General features: G+C 31.7%; 19 protein-coding genes. All 19 read left to right on the top strand.

Features of this window, described 5'->3' with window-relative positions:
- On the top strand, positions 1-2,283 hold a 2,283-nt coding region (locus CX675_RS00005; protein ID WP_205728584.1), incomplete at its 5' end, for an RHS repeat-associated core domain-containing protein.
- On the top strand, positions 2,262-2,981 hold the full coding sequence (locus CX675_RS00010; protein ID WP_130733141.1) for a hypothetical protein: 720 nt from the start codon (positions 2,262-2,264) through the stop codon (positions 2,979-2,981). The genes CX675_RS00005 and CX675_RS00010, both read left to right, overlap by 22 nt.
- Positions 2,982-3,169: 188 nt before the next feature.
- Positions 3,170-3,382, top strand: coding sequence for an AtpZ/AtpI family protein (locus CX675_RS00015; RefSeq protein ID WP_130733143.1), 213 nt, complete (start codon positions 3,170-3,172; stop codon positions 3,380-3,382).
- 26 nt (positions 3,383-3,408) lie between these two features.
- Entirely contained in the window at positions 3,409-3,804 is a 396-nt protein-coding gene (locus CX675_RS00020; RefSeq protein WP_130733145.1) for a hypothetical protein, read from the top strand.
- 114 nt (positions 3,805-3,918) lie between these two features.
- Complete coding sequence (atpB, locus tag CX675_RS00025) at positions 3,919-5,124, top strand: F0F1 ATP synthase subunit A (RefSeq protein ID WP_130733537.1); 1,206 nt, start codon at positions 3,919-3,921, stop codon at positions 5,122-5,124.
- A gap of 36 nt (positions 5,125-5,160) precedes the next feature.
- Positions 5,161-5,349 carry an ATP synthase F0 subunit C gene (atpE, locus tag CX675_RS00030; RefSeq protein WP_111566383.1) on the top strand — a complete coding sequence of 63 codons (189 nt, stop codon included), beginning with the start codon at positions 5,161-5,163 and terminating at the stop codon, positions 5,347-5,349.
- Positions 5,350-5,434: 85 nt separating this feature from the next.
- Positions 5,435-5,935 carry a F0F1 ATP synthase subunit B gene (locus CX675_RS00035; RefSeq protein ID WP_130733147.1) on the top strand — a complete coding sequence of 167 codons (501 nt, stop codon included), beginning with the start codon at positions 5,435-5,437 and terminating at the stop codon, positions 5,933-5,935.
- Positions 5,936-5,937: 2 nt separating this feature from the next.
- Entirely contained in the window at positions 5,938-6,471 is a 534-nt protein-coding gene (gene atpH / locus CX675_RS00040; protein WP_130733149.1) for an ATP synthase F1 subunit delta, read from the top strand.
- 44 nt (positions 6,472-6,515) lie between these two features.
- Positions 6,516-8,090, top strand: a complete 1,575-nt coding sequence (atpA, locus tag CX675_RS00045) for a F0F1 ATP synthase subunit alpha (RefSeq protein WP_130733151.1) — start codon at positions 6,516-6,518, stop codon at positions 8,088-8,090.
- A gap of 74 nt (positions 8,091-8,164) precedes the next feature.
- Complete coding sequence (gene atpG, locus CX675_RS00050) at positions 8,165-9,022, top strand: ATP synthase F1 subunit gamma (RefSeq protein WP_130733152.1); 858 nt, start codon at positions 8,165-8,167, stop codon at positions 9,020-9,022.
- A gap of 155 nt (positions 9,023-9,177) precedes the next feature.
- Positions 9,178-9,861, top strand: a complete 684-nt coding sequence (locus CX675_RS00055) for a hypothetical protein (RefSeq protein WP_130733153.1) — start codon at positions 9,178-9,180, stop codon at positions 9,859-9,861.
- Positions 9,862-9,866: 5 nt separating this feature from the next.
- Entirely contained in the window at positions 9,867-10,988 is a 1,122-nt protein-coding gene (locus tag CX675_RS00060; protein WP_130733155.1) for a hypothetical protein, read from the top strand.
- Positions 10,989-11,015: 27 nt separating this feature from the next.
- Entirely contained in the window at positions 11,016-12,830 is a 1,815-nt protein-coding gene (locus CX675_RS00065; protein WP_130733157.1) for an OmpA family protein, read from the top strand.
- Between the two features lie 158 nt (positions 12,831-12,988).
- Positions 12,989-13,759, top strand: coding sequence for an ABC transporter permease (locus CX675_RS00070; protein ID WP_130733159.1), 771 nt, complete (start codon positions 12,989-12,991; stop codon positions 13,757-13,759).
- A 4-nt stretch (positions 13,760-13,763) separates the two neighbouring features.
- Positions 13,764-14,594, top strand: coding sequence for an ATP-binding cassette domain-containing protein (locus CX675_RS00075; protein WP_130733161.1), 831 nt, complete (start codon positions 13,764-13,766; stop codon positions 14,592-14,594).
- 4 nt (positions 14,595-14,598) lie between these two features.
- The gene (locus tag CX675_RS00080) at positions 14,599-15,336 is read left to right on the top strand and encodes a phytanoyl-CoA dioxygenase family protein (RefSeq protein ID WP_370277445.1); all 738 of its coding nucleotides are present in this window, start codon (positions 14,599-14,601) and stop codon (positions 15,334-15,336) included.
- Between the two features lie 8 nt (positions 15,337-15,344).
- Positions 15,345-16,751, top strand: a complete 1,407-nt coding sequence (locus CX675_RS00085; RefSeq protein ID WP_130733163.1) for an AAA family ATPase — start codon at positions 15,345-15,347, stop codon at positions 16,749-16,751.
- Between the two features lie 76 nt (positions 16,752-16,827).
- Positions 16,828-17,901, top strand: coding sequence for a porin (locus CX675_RS00090; RefSeq protein ID WP_130733165.1), 1,074 nt, complete (start codon positions 16,828-16,830; stop codon positions 17,899-17,901).
- Positions 17,902-17,983: 82 nt separating this feature from the next.
- Entirely contained in the window at positions 17,984-20,329 is a 2,346-nt protein-coding gene (locus CX675_RS00095) for an alpha/beta fold hydrolase (RefSeq protein ID WP_130733167.1), read from the top strand.
- Positions 20,330-20,354 lie beyond the last annotated feature (25 nt).

The raw sequence follows: 20,354 nt of genomic DNA on the forward strand, positions 1-20,354 counted from the left end.
AGAACCAATAGTTTGTTTAACTGGACGGAGAATTTTCAATACGACAATCAAGACCGCTTAACACATTATACGAATACTCAGGGTGTTCAAGTAGAGCAAATCTATGAGAATGATGGTCGTATTAAAGAAAATACTCTAGGTACTTATAACTATAGTAACAGCACTAAAAAGTATCAAAATACCTCTATAGATGTAACGGCAGAAGCAAAAGCATACTATGCTAATAGACTAGGTTTATTAAATGATAGTATGGAGCAACAAGTGGGTTGGACAACTTATTATGACCCAACTGTTTTATCTTATGATTCAACTGTAGGTCATACAGGAACATCTTCAATAAAAATAAATAATACTACTACGAGTGAGAAAATGATTTTTGCAGAATCATGGATAGCAATAGATAATGCTGTGCCGACCGAATACACCTATTCTGCTTGGGTAAAGAGTGATGGTACTAATCCACAGGCTGAAGTTTTCATGTATATGAAAACAGAAAATGAAACGGCATATGCTACAACTTTTGATGGTGTTCAATCAGCTACTTCAACGGAATGGGTAAAAATTGAGAAAACAGTTTTAGTTCCTGCAAATATTAAAAAATTAAACATCCGTTTAGATAACAATAGTACGGGAATTTTATGGTTTGATGATATTCAAATTAGAAAAACAAGTGAAGCGACTCCTACTGAAAGGCAATTAAATATTTCTTACAACACATGGAAAAGTCCATTTGAGATTTATGAAACAGGTGTAGATCGTATTAGTTTTACGTATAACCATGCTAATAACCGTAGTGCGATGTATTATGGAGGTACACAAGCCGATAAAATGCAACGTCAGTACCGTAAATATTATTCGCTAGAGGGTAGTATGGAAATCAAACACAATACGTACACAGATGAAGTAGAGTTTGTTACTTATGTAGGAGGTGATGGATATACCGCACCGGTAGTGTATAAAACAGATGGTACTACAGGAGAATATTTGTTCTTGCATAGAGATTACCTAGGAAGTATTGTAGCTATTACCGATATTTCAGGAAATGTGGTCGAGAAACGTTTGTTTGATGCTTGGGGAGAAGTAATAAAAGTAGTTGATGGACAAGGCACAATTTTAACTAACTTTGCCGTATTAGATAGAGGAGATACAGGTCACGAACATTTAACAAGTGTGGGACTGGTTCATCTGAACGGGCGTTTGTATGATGCGAAATTACATCGTTTCTTACAACCAGATAATAACATACAAGATCCTTACAATACCCAAAACTACAATCGTTATGGATATGTATTGAACAATCCATTAAAATACAACGATCCAAGTGGTGAATTTGGTCTATTAGCGGCAGTTGTTGTAGGTGCAGTTATTAGTGCTACCAGTTATACTTTAACAGCATTATTGGCAGATGTGCCTTTTACACCTAGTAGTTTTATATTGGCATCATTTTTGGGAGCTCATAGTTCGGCAATGACTTTTGGACTGGGGAATGGAGTAGCAACAATTTTTAATTTTAAATCCACTGCTGTTGGATTTTTTCAAACAGCGTATTATGGCACAGTTAAAGGCTTTGTATCTGGAATTTACAATCATACAGTAACAACGCTCTCTTCTGGAGGAAGTTTAAGAATTGCTGATTTAATAAAAAATGCTTCTACAGCTGCTGCTACTTCTGGATTGTTAGAAGGTATAACAGGAGGTTTAAAGGCGATTAAAGACGATTCAAATTTCTGGACAGGAAAAAGTAACTGGAAAGTAGTTGGAGCTTATAATAGAAATCCTATAACTGGTAAATATGATTTTTCAGGTACAAATTGGGAAGTTAAAGCAGAACTCGAAATAGATTTTAGTAGGCAAACTAGAAATTTAACTTGTACGTATCATTGTAAAAGAGCAGTAGATTGGTTCTTTTTAGGAGGTGACGAACAACAAGAAATTAACTCATCATGGTTTGATAGAGCAGATGCAAATGGTATTAAAAATAGTCATTTACCATTTATGTATGAGTCAGCTGGTTATAATGTTGAAATTTTTTCTCAAAGATTAAATGAAAGAAATATTTCACAATGGGCAATTAACCAAATGAATTCTAATAGAATAGTTCAGATTTCATGGCAACCTGATTCTTCAGTTAATATATATCATGCAAGTTTAATAACAAAAATTGAACAAAACGTAAAGAATTTAACTTATAGATTTAGTTTGATGGATCCTGCTCAATATAGAACATTCAGCTTTAGTAAGTTAAAAGGAGCATTTAGTGTATGGATGGATATAACAAACTAATAAGGATTGTAATCTTATGTTTTTTGGCAATGAACTTAAATAGTCAAAATACTTGTTATAGGATTGATTTTAATAAAGAAGAATATTCAAAAGTTGCTTATGAAAATTTGCAAACTAGATATCTATATACTTTAAAAGTCAAGGATTATTTAGTGAATGAATTAAAAATAGATTCTATGCTTTTGGTAACGCAATATGACTTAGATTCTCTAAAAATTTATTCCATTCCAAAATTCAAATTTAACAACTTGAATTCTAAAGGGAATGTTTTAGAATTAATTGATTTTTCAAATGATTTTTGTTCACAAAAATATTTTGTTTATAATAATAGTAAGATTGTTTTTGATGATAATGTATCATGCGATGCTAAAATATCAGGTAATAATTTTGATAAGTATTTATTTTCTTTAATTAGTGATGATTATTCAAATCCAATTAGGTATGGTAGTTTATCTGGCTATATTGCAAAAATTGATTTTAATAAATTTGAAAATTTATTTTTTATTAAAGGTTTGGAAAATGTATTATTTATAGTAGAGGAGAATTTAGTTTATGCAATCTATAATATTGATAACAATGGCAACTATGAAAAATTAGAAATTAATAAATATTTTTCTAAATATGATTTTTTAGGTAACCAAAGAAATTATCCCATCAAATATAATAGAAAAAAATATCTTGTCGAAATAATCAAATAACATGATTATGTAATTTTTTAAATCAGAATGGGAATGTATATAATGGTATAGCAGCAGGTAATAATGCTTTCTTTGGATTAGGAAGAACGTGGAATTTTACGGTTAGATATGAATTCTAAATAGTTAAGATGAATTAGTTTTAAAAGAGGTTGTAATTTGCAACCTCTTTTTTATTTTATATTTGTGAAATGAAAAATAATAAATACAATAAATGGTTGGCATTACTTACGATTCCTTTTCAGATGGGAGTTGTAATTTTTGGCTTTAATTATTTAGGTGTTTTTTTAGATGAAAAATACCAAACCCATTACATTCAAAAGATAAGTATTTTATTGGGTGTGTTTGTAGCTTTGTATTTCGTTATTAAGCAAGTCAATCAAATTAATAAAGGAGAGAAATAGTATCAATTCAATCAATAGAACCTTAAATGAAATTCAATAAAGCATTATACTTACAATATATCTTATTTCTTATTATTATTTATTTAGCCAATAGATTAGTAATTGCAGTTTTCCAATGGGAGCCTGATTTTGAAAAAACACAGTATAGTCTCCATCAAATTTTTGCTTTTTTAAGCATTAGCAGTGCCATTTTATTATTGATTCATGATTTTGTCAAAAATAAAAATGAAGCTGTCTTAGGCTATGTTTTTTTGGTTACGTTAACGATTAAAGTTGTAGCGTGTTATATTTTTATAGCACCCGTATTGCAAAACGAACCCGTAAATACTTTTGAGAAAGGCTATTTTTTTATTTTGTTTGTTCTTTTTTTATGCATAGATGTCTATTTTACAGCGAGATTGTTAAACAAAAACAACTATTAGATAAAAAAAATGATAAATTCTCAAAAAAAAGTATTTTAGAAACTTGAAATATTAATTAAAATTGTACTTTTGCAAAAATTTTTAACGACCGTAAAAAGAACATTTTATAACGTTATGGTGATTTCAAAAAGACCACTTCATTTATTTGTAGCTTTCGCAGTAGCGATACTACCATTTTTTAGTTCTGCTAATACCATTTCAGATTCTACTCATGTAGCTACTGAAACCACTCACGAATCTCCTAGTGAAGCTCACGAGGCTCATGGAGAAGGACATGGAGAAGCAGAGTCTTTAGATAAAAAAGATAAAGTTAATGCTTACATAGAGCATCACTTACAAGATTCTCACGATTTTACATTCTTTTCTGATGAAAAAGAAGGAAAGCATTATGGGTTTTCTTTACCAGTAATTTTATTTGATAAAGAAGCAGGTGTACAAGTTTTTTCTTCTTCCAAATTTCATCATGGAGAAGAAATTGCAGAAGTAAATGGAAATTACTATGCTTTACACCATGGTAAAATTTACAAAACAAATGCAGAAGGACAATTGAATTATGATGAGCACCATCATCCAACAAATGAAAAACCATTGGATTTCTCAATAACTAAAAATGTGGTTTCCATGTTGTTTACTTCAGCATTATTATTATTCTTGTTTATTGGTTTAGCAAAATCATATAAAAAAGGACCAATCCCGACTGGCTTTGGAAGAGTTTTAGAGCCGTTGATTATCTTTATTCGTGAAGAAATCGCTATACCAAATATTGGAGAAAAAAAATATAGAAAATATATGGGCTTTTTATTAACCGTATTTTTCTTTATTTGGTTGTTGAATTTATTAGGAATGACTCCACTAGGTATTAATGTAACTGGAAATATAGCTGTTACGGTTTGTTTGGCTTTGTTTACCTTTATTATTACACAAGTTAGCGCTAACAAAGATTATTGGAAACACATTTTCTGGATGCCAGGTGTACCAGTTCCAATGAAAATAATCTTAATGCCTATTGAATTATTAGGAACATTGACTAAACCATTTGCTTTATTAATTCGTTTATTTGCAAATATTACAGCAGGTCACGTAGTTATTATGAGTTTGATTGCGATGATTTTTGTGGGTAAAAATTTGGCAGCTGATCTTCCTATATCTTTAGGACTTACATTGTTTATTTCTGTTATCGAAATATTAGTAGCATTTTTACAGGCATTTATTTTTACTATGTTGTCTTCTTTATTTATTGGTATGGCGGTTCAAGATCATCATCATGATGAACACCATAGTGAAGATATGTTAGGAGAGCATGATAATGCCTTAGTTTAATTTTAAAATTTTGTTTAATTATATAAATCAATTTTTATGTACAATTTAATTGGAGCTGGTTTAGTAGTAATCGGTGCAGGTTTAGGTTTAGGTAAAATCGGTGGATCTGCAATGGATGCAATCGCTCGTCAACCAGAAGCTGCTGGTAAAATTCAAACTGCGATGATTATTATCGCGGCTTTATTAGAAGGTTTAGCATTCGCTGCTTTAATCTTAGGAAAATAATAAAGAACCAAAAATAATTACCTGTAACGGTTGGTTGCAGGTAATTTTTTAAAAAAAATTAAACGAATAAATATAATTTTCAACAATGGATAAGTTAATTAACGATTTTTCATTTGGATTGTTTTTTTGGCAAGCGTTAATTTTAGTAATATTAATCATATTATTAGTTAAATTTGCATGGAAACCAATTATGAACTCTATCACAGAACGTGAAGAAGGAATTAAAAATGCTTTATTAGCAGCTGAAAACGCTAAAAAAGACATGCAAAATTTAAAAGCTGATAATGAGAAATTATTAGCAGAAGCTCGTGCAGAGAGAGATACCATGATTAAAGAAGCGCGTGAAATTAAAGAAAAAATGATTGCAGACGCTAAAGAAGAAGCACAAGCACAAGGTGAAAAAATGATTGCTCAAGCAAAAGCAACTATTGAAGCTGAGAAAAATGCAGCTATGGCTGAAATTAAATCTCAAGTTTCTACTTTGTCTTTAGAAATTGCAGAAAAAATATTAAAAGGAGAATTAGCTAACAATGACGCTCAAGCTAAATTAGTTGAGAAAATGTTAGATGATGCTAAATTAAGTTAATTATGGCAACCAGTAGAGCAGCTATCCGATATGCTAAGGCTATTCTAGATATTGCACAAGCAAACAATACAACAGCACAAGTAAATAACGATATGTTACAAATTGTTGTTGCGGTAAAAGAAAGCAAAGAATTGAAAGATTTTTTGAAAAGTCCTGTTGTAAAAGGACCTACTAAGTTTGCTGCTATATCAGAAGTATTTGCATCAGCACAAGGAGAAACTAAAGAATTATTTCGTTTGCTACAAGAAAATAGTAGATTCGAAATTTTAGCAACAATTGCTTCTCAGTACAATACTTTGTTTGATGAATTAAATAATATGGAAACTGCATTGGTTACTACTGCATTTCCTATTACAAAAGATTTAGAAGAAAAAGTATTAGCTAAGATTGCTAGTTTTTCAAATAAAAAAATAACACTTAAGAATATTGTAGATCCATCTATTATTGGTGGGTTTGTATTACGAATAGGTGACAAACAATATAATGCTTCTGTTGTAAATAGTTTACAACAATTAAAAAGAGAGTTTAGTAATTAATAATAGTGATCGCACTTCTTTAAGTGTTAAAATTATAAATTAAAATGGCTGAAATTAAACCTGCTGAGATATCAGCAATATTAAAAAAGCAATTATCAGGTTTTCAATCTGGTACTTCATTAGAAGAAGTTGGAACAGTACTTCAAGTAGGTGACGGTATTGCACGTGTGTATGGATTATCTAATGCTCAATACGGTGAGTTAGTTCAATTCGATAATGGATTGGAAGGTATTGTATTGAACTTGGAAGAAGACAATGTTGGTGTGGTATTATTAGGACCATCTACTGGTGTAAGAGAAGGTTCAAATGTAAAAAGAACACAACGTATTGCATCTCTTAAAGTAGGTGAAGAAATCGTAGGTCGTGTTGTAGATACTTTAGGTAACCCAATCGATGGTAAAGGTGCAATTGGTGGTGAGTTATATGAGATGCCATTAGAAAGAAAAGCGCCAGGAGTTATCTTCCGTCAACCAGTAACAGAACCATTACAAACAGGTATCAAAGCAATTGATGCTATGATTCCAGTGGGTAGAGGACAACGTGAGTTAGTTATTGGTGACCGTCAAACGGGTAAAACAACAGTTTGTATTGACACCATCTTAAATCAAAAAGAATTTTATGATGCTGGGAAACCAGTATATTGTATATATGTAGCTGTAGGTCAAAAAGCTTCTACAGTTGCTGCAATTGCAAAAACATTAGAGGAAAAAGGAGCTATGGCTTATACAGTAATTGTTGCTGCTAATGCTTCTGACCCTGCTGCGATGCAAGTTTATGCTCCATTCGCTGGTGCATCAATTGGAGAATATTTCCGTGATACAGGTCGTCCTGCATTAATTATTTATGATGATTTATCAAAACAAGCGGTAGCGTACCGTGAGGTGTCTTTATTATTAAGAAGACCACCAGGACGTGAGGCTTATCCTGGTGACGTATTCTACTTACACTCAAGATTATTAGAGCGTGCTGCTAAAGTGATTGCTGATGATGATATTGCTAAAAACATGAACGATTTACCAGAATCGTTAAAACCAATCGTTAAAGGTGGTGGTTCATTAACAGCTTTACCAATCATTGAAACACAAGCAGGTGACGTTTCTGCATATATCCCAACAAACGTTATCTCAATTACTGATGGACAGATTTTCTTAGATGGTGATTTATTCAACTCAGGGGTTCGTCCAGCAATTAATGTAGGTATTTCTGTTTCTCGTGTAGGAGGAAATGCTCAAATTAAATCAATGAAAAAAGTAGCGGGTACTTTAAAATTAGACCAAGCACAATACCGTGAGTTAGAAGCTTTCGCTAAATTTGGTTCTGATTTAGATGCGGTTACTTTAAATGTAATTGAAAAAGGAAAACGTAATGTGGAAATCTTAAAACAAGCGGTAAATGATCCATTTACAGTTGAAGATCAAGTTGCAATTATTTATGCTGGTTCTAAAAACTTATTAAAAGATGTTCCAGTTGAAAAAGTAAAAGAATTTGAAAAAGATTTCTTAGCATATTTAAATGCAAAACACAGAGATACTTTAGATGCATTAAAATCAGGTAAATTTGATGATAATATTACCGATGTTTTAGCTAAAGTAGCAAAAGAAATTTCTGCAAAATATTAATTAATTTTCAATTAGTCAATGTGTCGATTAATCAATTGACACATTGATAATTGTCAAATTGACAAATTAAAAAAATGGCAAACTTAAAGGAAATTAGAAATAGAATTAGTTCCGTTTCATCTACGATGCAGATTACATCTGCTATGAAAATGGTTTCTGCTGCAAAGCTTAAGAAAGCACAAGATGCAATTACAGCAATGCGTCCTTATGCAGAAAAGTTAACGGAATTACTACAAAACTTAAGTGCTACTTTAGATGGGAACACTGGAGGAGCTTTTGCTGAACAAAGAGAAGTAAATAAAGTCTTAATGGTTGTAATTACTTCTAATAGAGGTTTGTGTGGTGCTTTCAATTCTAATGTAATTAAAGAAATAAAAAATCGTTCTGAATTTTACAAAGGAAAAACAGTTGATGTGTTTGCAATTGGAAAAAAAGGGAATGATGTTTTGAAAAAAACAAATACAGTAATTGCAAATGAAAGTGCTGTTTTTGATAACCTTACTTTTGAAAATGTTGCTGAAATTGCTCAAGTTTTAATGGATAAATTTGTAGCAGGAGAATATGATAAAATCGAATTGGTTTACAATCATTTTAAAAATGCAGCCACTCAAGTTGTTAAAACTGAACAGTTTTTGCCATTAGCACCAATTTCTGGAGGAGAAGAAATTTCGTCAGATTATATTTTCGAACCTTCAAAAGAAGAAATTGTATTAACGTTAATTCCAAAGTCTTTAAAAACGCAATTATATAAAGCGATTAGAGATTCTTTTGCTTCAGAACACGGAGCAAGGATGACAGCAATGCATAAAGCAACGGATAACGCAACAGCATTGAGAAATCAATTAAAATTAACTTATAATAAAGCACGTCAAGCCGCTATTACTGGAGAAATTTTAGAAATTGTTGGTGGTGCAGAAGCTTTAAATAGCTAGTATTTAAAGATATATAATAGATTAAGAGGCTATTTGGGTAACCAAATAGCCTTTTTTAGTTATATTTGAATGGCTATATTTTTAACATTTTTTTTTAAAAGTGTAACTTTAACAAAGTTTTTGCGTATAATAAAAAACAATATAACACTTAATACATGTCAAAAGAAGGTTTTAATTGGAAGAGTTTATTTATAAACGAAACTGAAAATGGTACTAAAAAAGAAGAATCTATAAAAGCAACACCATCCAATTCATCAACTCAAACTACTCAAACACAAAAATTTCCTGAAGAAAAAATAGCACACGTTAATAACGAATCTAGTGCGAACCCTTTTGTAAACGAAATTTTAGAAGTGTATGAAAAAGGTTTTGAATCACTTAATTTAAATGATTTTGATTTTTTTGAGTTATATAAATCAGTAGTAGCTGTTGGAATTACCAATCCGCAAAGTTATCAAATGGCTTTTATGATGGGGAAATCAATAAAGCCAGACTTAACTAAAGAATATTTGCTGGATAAATCGAAGTTTTATATTGAAGAAATTAACAAAGTACATACTAAATATGATGCTACTGGGAATGCTAAAAAACAAGATTTAAGTGGATTAGTTCAAAAAGAAAAGGAAGCTTTAACCACTTCTATTACTAATTTAGAAGCGAAAATTCTTCAAATGCAACAAGAACTACAGGAAAAAAAATCTTTATTAGCCAATATTGATAGCAAAAACGAACAAGAACTTAGAGAACTTCAATTAAAAATAGAAGCGAACAATTTTGCAAAACAAAAAATCGTAGACTCGATTAATTTAGTCATAAGTGGAATCAATCAATACTTATAATATCAATGAATAAATACGAACAAGAGAAAAGTACTTTATTAGAATTACCTATCTTAAAGCACTTTGATGAATCTAAAGGAGAAATTGCATTAAAAGCAAATTCATTAAAAAAAGGAGAAAAAGGACTTTTTTGGGTAATCGCTCTAGGATTATTAGGCATTGGAGGTTATTTAACCTGGACCTATATTATTCCGCCTTTATTTACCATGTTAGGTCAAGTAATTGCATTATCAGCCACCGCTATTTTCTTGATTTTTTTAGTAATTATGTTTCCAGTGATTATGAAGGCATTGCGATTTGCGGCTAAAAATATTCATAAAGCTTTAATTCAAAGTAATCCCTTTAATGAGTTAGAGGAACAAAAACAAAAAATGATTAAAAACCGTGAAGTTTTTAAGAATACCAAAGCAAAACTAAAAGGTCTTAAAAATGAAATGGAAATGGAAGCTTCAAAATCTGAAAAAGAAGCGAAAGATTACCAAGAACAACTTTTAAGCTTGCAACGTCAATCTGAAAAGTTAAAATCAGCGATGGACGAAATGATTAGGCAACACGGTGCTGGAGCAAAAGATACCGATGAATATGTAGCATTACAAAGTGAATTGGCTAAGAAATTAAGTAATTCACAACGTATTTCAAATCAATATGAGCAAAGCAAAAGTTTTATCCAAAAATACGGGGTGAGAGCAAATGTCTTAGGTAAAATGGATCGAAAATTAACCTTGGCAGGAACAGCTATAGATATTAAAATTGCCGATTTTGATGCCACAATTACCATGCTTAGAAAAGAGTATGAATTTGCTAGAAATGCAAAGGCAGCTACAGAAAGTGCTAAAAATGCTATGATGTTTACTAAAGATTGGGAATTAGAATATGCTTTAGAAGTAGTAACTTCAACCATTGCTCAAGATATTGCAAGAACATCAGAAAATTTATTAGATATAGACACTTTAACGTCTCAATATTCAGTGGATAATGATGAACTATATTCTCGTTTAGATTCTTTAGCAGATAAAATTAAAACGGGCGATAATACCATCCCAGATTCAACTAAATATTCGAATCCAAATTACAAAATGACCAAAGAAGACAAGCAAAACGCAGGTGGCTTTGGTGATATATTTTAATAACTAAAACTAAATTTTTTATACATAATGGGAAAAATTCTTAGAACAAATAAACTAACGACATTATCAGAATTACTTATTGTTATTCTTGGTATAGGAGGAATTTTAGGAGCAATCTATTTTCTATCTCCAGGACTTAGAACAGAAGTTTCAAAGAAATTAGATGGAATTACTTTAGACAAAGCGGAAGTAAACAATGTAGTAAACGCAGATAAAATTGAATTGCCTACAAAAGATGTTTCAAACGAAGTAAACAATAAACCTTTAGTAAGAATCGCGGGTTATGCTTGGAATGCGCAATCTGGAATTATCGTTTCTAATGGTGGTCCAAAAACAACAAAAGGTTCTCTAATGGAAAAAAATGGCGTAAACTTAGAAATCATTCGTCAAGATTGGTTGTCTGAATTACGCAATATGCAAATGAAATTTATTGAAGAATTTGATCAAGGTGCTAAATTTCCAACATCCGATAAAAGTGCATTCGCTGTAATGATTATGGGTGACGGTGCTCCTTTTTATATCAGTTCGGTTCAAAAATCATTAGATGAAAAATACGGGAAGGACAAATACCATTTACAAGTAATGGGTGCTGTAGGAATGAGTTATGGTGAAGATAAACTAATTGGACCACCAAGCTGGAAAACAGATCCGCAAACTATGAAAGGTGCTGTTATTTCTGCCGTTTTAGGTGATGGTGACTGGGTTACTACAGTTAACTATTGTTTCGCAAACGGTTTAAAAGTAAACCCAGATCCAGCGACTTATGATGCAGAAGCTGTTAATATTTATCCTTCAGAAAATGATGATTATATCAAATCAGCTGAAGAATTGATTAAATCCCAAACTACAGGTTGGACTGTTTCTTTAAAAGAAGTTTCTAACGGAAAACTAACTGGAAAATCAGTAAATAGAAAGATTGATGGTTGTGCTACTTGGACACCTGGTGACAAATTGGTTTTTGATAAATTATCTGGTTTTGTTGATATTGTTTCTACAAAAGAATTTAACAACCAAATGCCAACAGTTTTAATTGGTTTAAAAGAATGGGCAAGTCAAAATCCTGAGATTGTTTCTAATATTTTAAAATCGGCTTTAACAGCGTCTAATCAAATGAAAAATTATGATGATTGGAGAGTAAGAGCTTCTGAAGCGGTAACAGATACATACCAAATGGAAAGTCCTAAATATTGGTACGATATGTTCAAAGGACAACAAGGAACAAAAAACGGATTAACCTACAATATGGGTGGTTCTAAAGTATTTAACTACTTGGATGCCATGCAATATTTTGGACTATCGGATGGCGTAAATAGATATAAATCGGTTTATAACCAAGTTGGTACTTATTTAACAGAATTAAATCCTTTTGGTTTTAATGAAAACGTAGGTAAAGTATCGGCTTATGAAGATGCTGTAAATTTATTTTACCTTAAAAATATTAACGATATCCAATCTACGGCTCCTGAAAAAGCAGATTATACAGAACAAGCAACGGAAGTAATGGCTTCTGGTGAATGGAGAATTAACTTTAACACGGGTAGTGCACAAATTTCATCAAGTTCGTCTAGTGAATTAGAAAAAATTTACAACCTATTAATTCAGGCTGAAAATACAAAATTAACGATTGTAGGACACACTGATAATGTGGGTAATCCGGATTCAAACATTAAGTTATCAAAAGATAGAGCGGAAGCAGTTGTGGATTATTTAAGAAAGAAAGGTATTCCATTGAATCGTTTCCAAATGATTGATGGTAAAGGTGCTAATGAGCCAACAGCAGATAACAGTACTGCTGAAGGAAAAGCTAAAAACAGAAGAGTAGTGATTACTTTATTGAAATAAATAAACTAAAAGTAAGAAGCTGTATGAAAAGTGTTGTTTTTGTCATTCCGAATTTATTTCGGAATCTAAAAACATTCGATAATCAATAGTTAAATGAAGCTGAAACAAGTTCAGCTTGACAAGATTGCACTTTTTGTACAGCTTCTTTTTATAACAACATGATGCAATTAATTACCCCTTTTCAGACGATTTCAAAATCTAAGAAAACGATAATTTTAGTCGCTTGGATTGTGCTTTTACTGGTGCTTTGGTTTGTGGGAACATCAGGAGAAAAGCATTTGTTTCCTAATCCTCAGCAAGTTTTTAAAGGCTTTTCGGAACTCTATAATGAAGGATTAGTCGTGCATATTTTCAATTCGTTGAAGTTGTGCTTTCTTTCTATCTTTTTGGCTACCACTATTGCGCTACTTTTTGCGTATAGTTGGCCTATTCCGCTATTAAAACCAGTTTCAGAATTTGTTACTAAATTTCGTTTTTTGCCTTTTACAGGTTTGTCATTTTATGTAGCAATGGTCATTCATGATGCTAGAAACATGCAAATCTGGATTATGGTCATTTTCTTAACGACATTCTTAACGACTTCCTTAATTGCGGTAGTTAAAGATATTCCTCAAGAAGAATTTGATCATGCTAAAACGTTAAAATGCAATCGTTTTGAAGTGCTTTGGCAAGTTATTGTATTAGGAAGACTAGATTATGTAATTGATGTGATTCGTCAAAATCTAGCGATTACTTGGATGATGCTCGTAACGGTAGAATCTATAGTAGTAGCTTCGGGCGGACTTGGGTTTTTAATTAAAAATTCTGATAAGTTCATGAATCATGGAAGAATCATCGCATTACAGATTATTATTTTATTAATTGGGTTGTCCTTAGATTGGTTTATTAACTTTCTAAGAAGAGCACTTTTTAGATACTCTAAAATATAAATTTATGGATTTCGAATACAAAGAAACGCTTTTATATGTAGAAAATCTTAGTGTTGCTTATGATGACACTATTATTATTAAAGACATTAATTTAGTTGAAAAAGATGTCGTGAGAGAAGGACATAACAGTACGTCTCAAGTGATTGCTGTAGTAGGCCGTTCTGGAAGAGGAAAATCTACCTTTTTTAAAGCGTTGACAGGTTTGGTGGAACCCAAAACAGGAAAAATTTTAATTAAAGATTTTACCAGTAATGAAGAAGGTGCTGCCAAAGAAATTAAAGAAGGAGATATTGGTTTTGTGGACCAAAAATATACACTGTTTAGACATAAAACAGTACATCAAACCTTAAAATTTGCGTTGCGAAAAACGAGCTTAACGGACGCTGAAAAGGAAGAAAAAATCATCGAATATTTGCACAAATGGGGTTTAGATAATTTCGCGGATAAGTATCCTAATGAATTGTCAGGCGGACAAAGACAACGTACAGCAATTATTGAACAGCTTTTTTCTTCAGATCAGTTCATCGTTATGGACGAACCCTTTTCAGGACTTGATGTAGGAAATATTATAGAAGTAAAAAAATCCTTCGATTTATTGAATTCTACTTCGGAATACAATACGATTATTTTCTCTACACATGATATTGAATTAGCAGTAGAACTAGCTCAAGTAATTTATGTTATTGGTTACCCAACAGTAAACGGTGAAAAACAAAAATATGGTTCGATAGTGGCAAAATTCGATTTACGAGAATTAGGCTTGGCTTGGAAAGAATTTGGGGAAGAACATTTACACTTAACCAAGCAAATTATCAATCAAATGATGCTTTCGTAGTTTTATGATGATAGTACCTGATGAAAGAAATTATTCTAGTTATGTTGAAGAGAAGGGTTTTGCAATAATAAATGCAGTTTTTACCTTAGAGGAAGTGAATGCTATAATTGATGAAATTAATCAACTTGTTGCAACTTCTAATAACAATTCGTTTAGAAGAACTAAAGATTTATTTGCAATAAGACAATTTTTAAAAGAAGTTCCTTCAATTGAAGCAAAGATTTTTAATGAAAACTTAAAAAGAATCTTATATACTCTTTTAGGTGATACTTATTTTGTAATCAAATCTATTTATTTTGATAAACCAGAAACTTCAAATTGGTTTGTTGCTTATCATCAGGATTTAACCATCTCAGTCAATAAAAAAGAAGATGTGAAGGGATTTTCTAATTGGACAGTAAAACAAAATCAATTTTCAGTGCAACCTCCAGTAAACTATTTGGAACAAATTACAACACTCAGAATTCATTTAGATGACACTACTGAAGAAAACGGAGCATTAAAAATAATTCCTAAATCACACAAAAAAGGAATTATTCGTTTAGAAGAATTAAATTTAAATGAAAGAAATGAAATAAGTTGTAATGTTGCAAAAGGTGGTGTCATGATAATGAAACCCTTATTATTTCATGCTTCAAACAGAACAACGAATGCTTCAAGAAGAAGAGTTATTCATATCGAATTTTCAACGATGGAATTACCCAATAGTTTGTCTTGGGCAGAAAAAAACAGCATCAATTAAATACATTCATGACAATAACAGTAGATTATATTCACCAGCTTAAAAAAGCAACTTCAGAAGCTTTAGCGGTTTGTGAAGCTATAAATAGCGAAACACAAACCATTTCTGAGATCAATGCGTTGTTGCCACAAAAAGGCGATCACAAACTTTTATTAAAAACGGAGAAAATACTCCTTTCAGATCTGATTTATGTATTTAGCAAAGTGAAAAATCTTTCTGAAAAAGCACAGTTTGGATTGGCGTATTATTATGATGCTATTCGAAATCAACATTTTGCAGACGAAAAGGAATTGGAAAACTTAAATAAATTGGTGGCAACCAATGCTTTTAAAAGTCATTTCAACACAATTCTACAAGAAAATATTTTGTTTGATTTAAACCAAAGCAAAACGTATTTGTTGCAATATCTAAAACAAAAAAAACATCCCAAATGGAAAGAAATGCACCAAGCATTTGCTTCATTTTTAGCTTTAGTTTGTGACTTTGATATCCATAAGAATCAAAATGCAACTACAATTTTAGGAGTTGATTTTAATCTGAATTATGCTTTTGAAGTGGAAAACGATTCCTTAGAAAAAGTGTTAGAAGAATTGCACGAATTAGTCGGTTTGGAAAATGTAAAAAAAGACGTTTCGGAATTGGTTAACCTTTTAAAAGTGCAACAAAAAAGAACAGCTCAAGGATTAAAAAATATTGAAATTACTTTGCATACTGTTTTTCTTGGTCCTCCTGGAACAGGAAAAACAACGGTAGCTCGTTTGCTGGGAAGAATTTTCAAGCAATTGGATTTTTTATCTCAAGGACAAATGATTGAAACCGATCGTGAAGGTATGGTGGCAGGTTATGTAGGACAAACTGCTACTAAAGTGGATGCCATCGTAACTGAAGCCAAAGGAGGTGTTTTATTTATTGACGAAGCCTATGCATTAAGTCAGAATCTAGGGAATGATTATGGTGCGGAAGCGGTCAATACCTTGTTGAAACGGATGGAAGATTTCCGAGACGATTTTGCAGTTGTGGTAGCAGGTTATGACGAACCCATGCAAGTATTCATAGATTCTAATCCTGGATTGCGTTCTCGTTTTAATCGTTATTTTCATTTTGATCATTTTTCACCAGATGAGTTATTTGCTATTTTTGAAATCTATTGTAAAAAATCGGATTTTATTCTAACAGAGGAAGCCAAAGAAAAGCTTAAAGATACCTTTGAACTGTTATTTGAAAAACGAGATGATAGTTTTGGTAATGCCAGAGTGATTCGAAATGTTTTCGAAAAAGTCATTCAAAAACAAGCCAATAGAATTGTGACGCTAAAAAGAATTTCTAAAAAAGCATTGCGAACCATTACAGAAGAAGATATTCCAGAACCCATGGAAACTGTAGCACAAGTTTTTTATAAAAAACAAGAAGAATAAAAGACAAAAAGCCATTTTTTAACCAACCTCAATTGGAAAAACCAATCCAATTTTCTATCTAAATTAATTTTATATAATGAATAAGAATTTTTTAAAAACCCTATTTTTAGTTATTACCACGGGTGTTTTCGCTCAAGAAACAAATCCAGAAGAAAGTAAAGTAAAAATTGATGTTTCTGGATATTTAGAAGCGTTTTATGGCTACGATTTCAATCAACCTACATCACCAACTCGTTTAGGGTGGATTTACAATCACAGTAGACATAATGAATTTAATATTAATATTGGAATGTTACGTTCTACAATTAGTTACGAGAATGTTTATGCTAATATTGCCATTCAAGCAGGTACTTATGTAGACGATAATTATACCGCTGAAAGTTTAAAATTATTCCATGAAGCTTATTTAGGGGTTTATTTAGATTCAGATAAAAAACATGTAGTCGAAGCAGGTATTATGCCTTCTTATATTGGATTTGAATCCGCTTCTACCTTCTCTAATCTTACATTAACACGTTCAATTATGGCTGAAAGTTCCCCTTTTTATTTCACTGGTGTAAAATATAAGTATACACCTAATGATTCTTGGAGTTTGGCTTTTATTACTACAAATGGTTGGCAACGTATTGAAAAACCAAATAACAAAGCATTGCCTACTTTTGGAACACAAGTAGTGTATACACCCAATGAAAAAACAACCCTTAATTGGAGTACTTTTATCGGTGACGAACCAGTTGCAGTAGATGTTTTAAGAACAAGATATTTCAACGATTTGTATGTGGATTATGCTTGGAATGACAAATGGAAAACGATTGCTGGTTTTGATTTGGGTTACCAAAGAAACTTAGCAGGAGATGATTTCCAAGATTGGAAAACGATTACTTTAATAACACAATATGCCATTTCTCAAAAATGGAATGTAGCAGCAAGAGCAGAATATTTTGAAGATCAAGAGAACGTGATTGTAGGTGTAGGCGCTCCTTTTGAAGTATTTGGCGCTTCTTTTAATATAGATTTTATCCCGAATTCTAAATTAAAATTAAGAACGGAAGCAAAATGGTTTGATTCAGATGAGCCTATATTTACAAAAGAAACAGGCACAACTACAACCAACTTTTTTGTAGCCACTTCCTTAGCTTTTGAGTTTTAACAAATCTTTATCATATAGATTAAGAGTCAAAGAAATTTGGCTCTTTTTTATTTTTATATTTGTTTATACCAAAAACAATAGCATGAAAAAATACTTTTTCTCTCTTTTTATTTTCTCCACAATAGTTATACAAGCACAAACCCTTCCATTAGAAGAAATCATGAAAGGAGATGATTTTATTGGTCATCAACCCTATAATCAGCGTTGGTCTGCCGATGGGAATACGCTTTATTTTGAATGGAATCCTAAAAATGAAATTTCTGGGAGTACGTATTATTGGCAATCAGGTATGCAAGAGCCTAAATTACTAGAAGAAAATGCATTTGATTATTCTACCGTAAATATAGAATCTCAAAGAGAATTTGAAGAAGTATATTATACAAAAAGAGGCAACTTATATTGTTATGATAAAAAGGCTAAAAAAAGTAAACCTATTTATCTTTCAAATGAACGAATCTATGCAGTAGAAAGAGCGCATAATCCAGCTGTTATTTTCTTTCAAATGAATCGAAATGTATATCAATTGAATACCAAAGATTTCTCTTTTAAACAGTTAACTAATTTTAGAACTGGTTCCGAAAGTCCCAAAAAAGAAAAGGAACCTACTTATTTAGAAAAACAACAAGAAGAGTTATTTCAATATATAAAAGATACCAAAGCAAAAAATGATTGGTTTGCCGAAAAATCCAAAAAAACCCCTTCTGATTTACCCAAATCCATCTTTTATGGAAGTGCTTCTTTAGAACAATTAAAGCCCTCTCCAGATGGTAAGTTTGTCACCTTTCGATTGTCCGATTATACAAATTCCAAAGAAACAAATGTGGAACATTTTATTACGGAAAATGGTTATACAAAAAGCGAATCGGCTCGTTCTAAAGTTTCTATTTCTAATATAAGTTCCCACAAAATGGGAATTTTTAATGTAGAGAAAGATACTGTTTATTATGTTTCGTTTGCCCATTTATCTGGGATTAAAAAAAATCCTGACTATTATCAAGAATATCAAGAGCTAAAAGAAAAAGAAGAGACTGAAAAGCCTATTGTTATGGTTGCACCAATGTATAATAAAAAAGGAACAAAAGCAGTTTTTGAAGCACGAAGTCAAGACAATAAAGACAGATGGATTATGGCTTTGGATTTAAATACAGGAGACATCACTGAACTAGACCATCAACATGATGAAGCTTGGATAGGTGGACCAGGAATACCAAATTATTCTTTTGGAGGTGGTGTTTTGGGTTTTTTAAATGACGGAGAAACAGTTTATTTTCAATCGGAAGCTTCAGGCTTTTCTCATTTGTATACTATCAATTTAAACACAAAGAAGAAAAACCAACTTACAACTGGAAATTGGGAAGTAAGAGAAGCGTCGCTTTCGCTAGACGGGAAAAACTTTTATATAACAACCAATACAAATCATCCAGGAAATAGAGAATTTTATAAGTTAGAGATTGCTTCTAAAAAAATGTCTCCTATTTTAAATGCAGATGGAGCACATGAAGTGGTCCTTTCTCCAGATGAGAAAAAAATGGCAGTGCGTTATTCTTATAAAAATAAACCATGGGAAATATATGTGGCTGATACTAAGGAAAAAGCAACTTTAAAACAAATTACGCATTCCACAACAAAAGCTTTTGAAGCGTATTCTTGGAAAGCTCCTGAAGTGATTACTTTTAAAGCGAAAGACGGAACATCTGTGAATGCGAGATTGTATCAACCTAAGGAAGAAGACAAGAATAAAGCGGCTGTGATTTTTGTTCATGGAGCGGGTTATTTACAAAATGCACACAATTATTGGAGTTCGTATCACAGAGAATATATGTTTCATAATTTATTATCCGATTTAGGATATACCGTTTTAGATATCGACTATAGAGGAAGTGATGGCTATGGTAGCGCGGTGCGAACTGGAATTTATAGACATATGGGTGGTTTAGATTTATCGGACCAATTAGACGGAAAAGACTATTTGGTAAACACTTTAGGGATAGAGGCGGATAAAGTGGGTATTTACGGTGGGTCTTATGGTGGTTTTATTACGCTAATGGCTTTGTTAACGCAACCCAATCAATTTAAAGCAGGTGCTGCATTGCGTTCGGTTACTGATTGGGCGCATTATAATCAAGGATATACGGCTAATATTTTAAATTTTCCAGAAACCGATAGTATGGCTTATAGAAGAAGCTCTCCAATTTATTTTGCTGAAAATTTACAAGATAGATTAGTAATGTTACATGGAATGGTAGACGATAATGTGCAATTTCAAGACGTAGTACGTTTATCGCAACGATTTATAGAATTAAAAAAGAAGAATTGGGATTTAGCTATTTTTCCAGTGGAAGAACACGGTTTTCAAGAAACCTACTCTTGGATAGATGAATACAGTAGAATACTAAACTTATTTAATGAAACACTTTTAGATAAGTAGAAGAACTAAATTTTTACTTTTTTTG

Source organism: Flavobacterium sp. J27 (assembly GCF_004303025.1).
In the GTDB taxonomy this organism is placed as follows: Bacteria; Bacteroidota; Bacteroidia; order Flavobacteriales; family Flavobacteriaceae; genus Flavobacterium.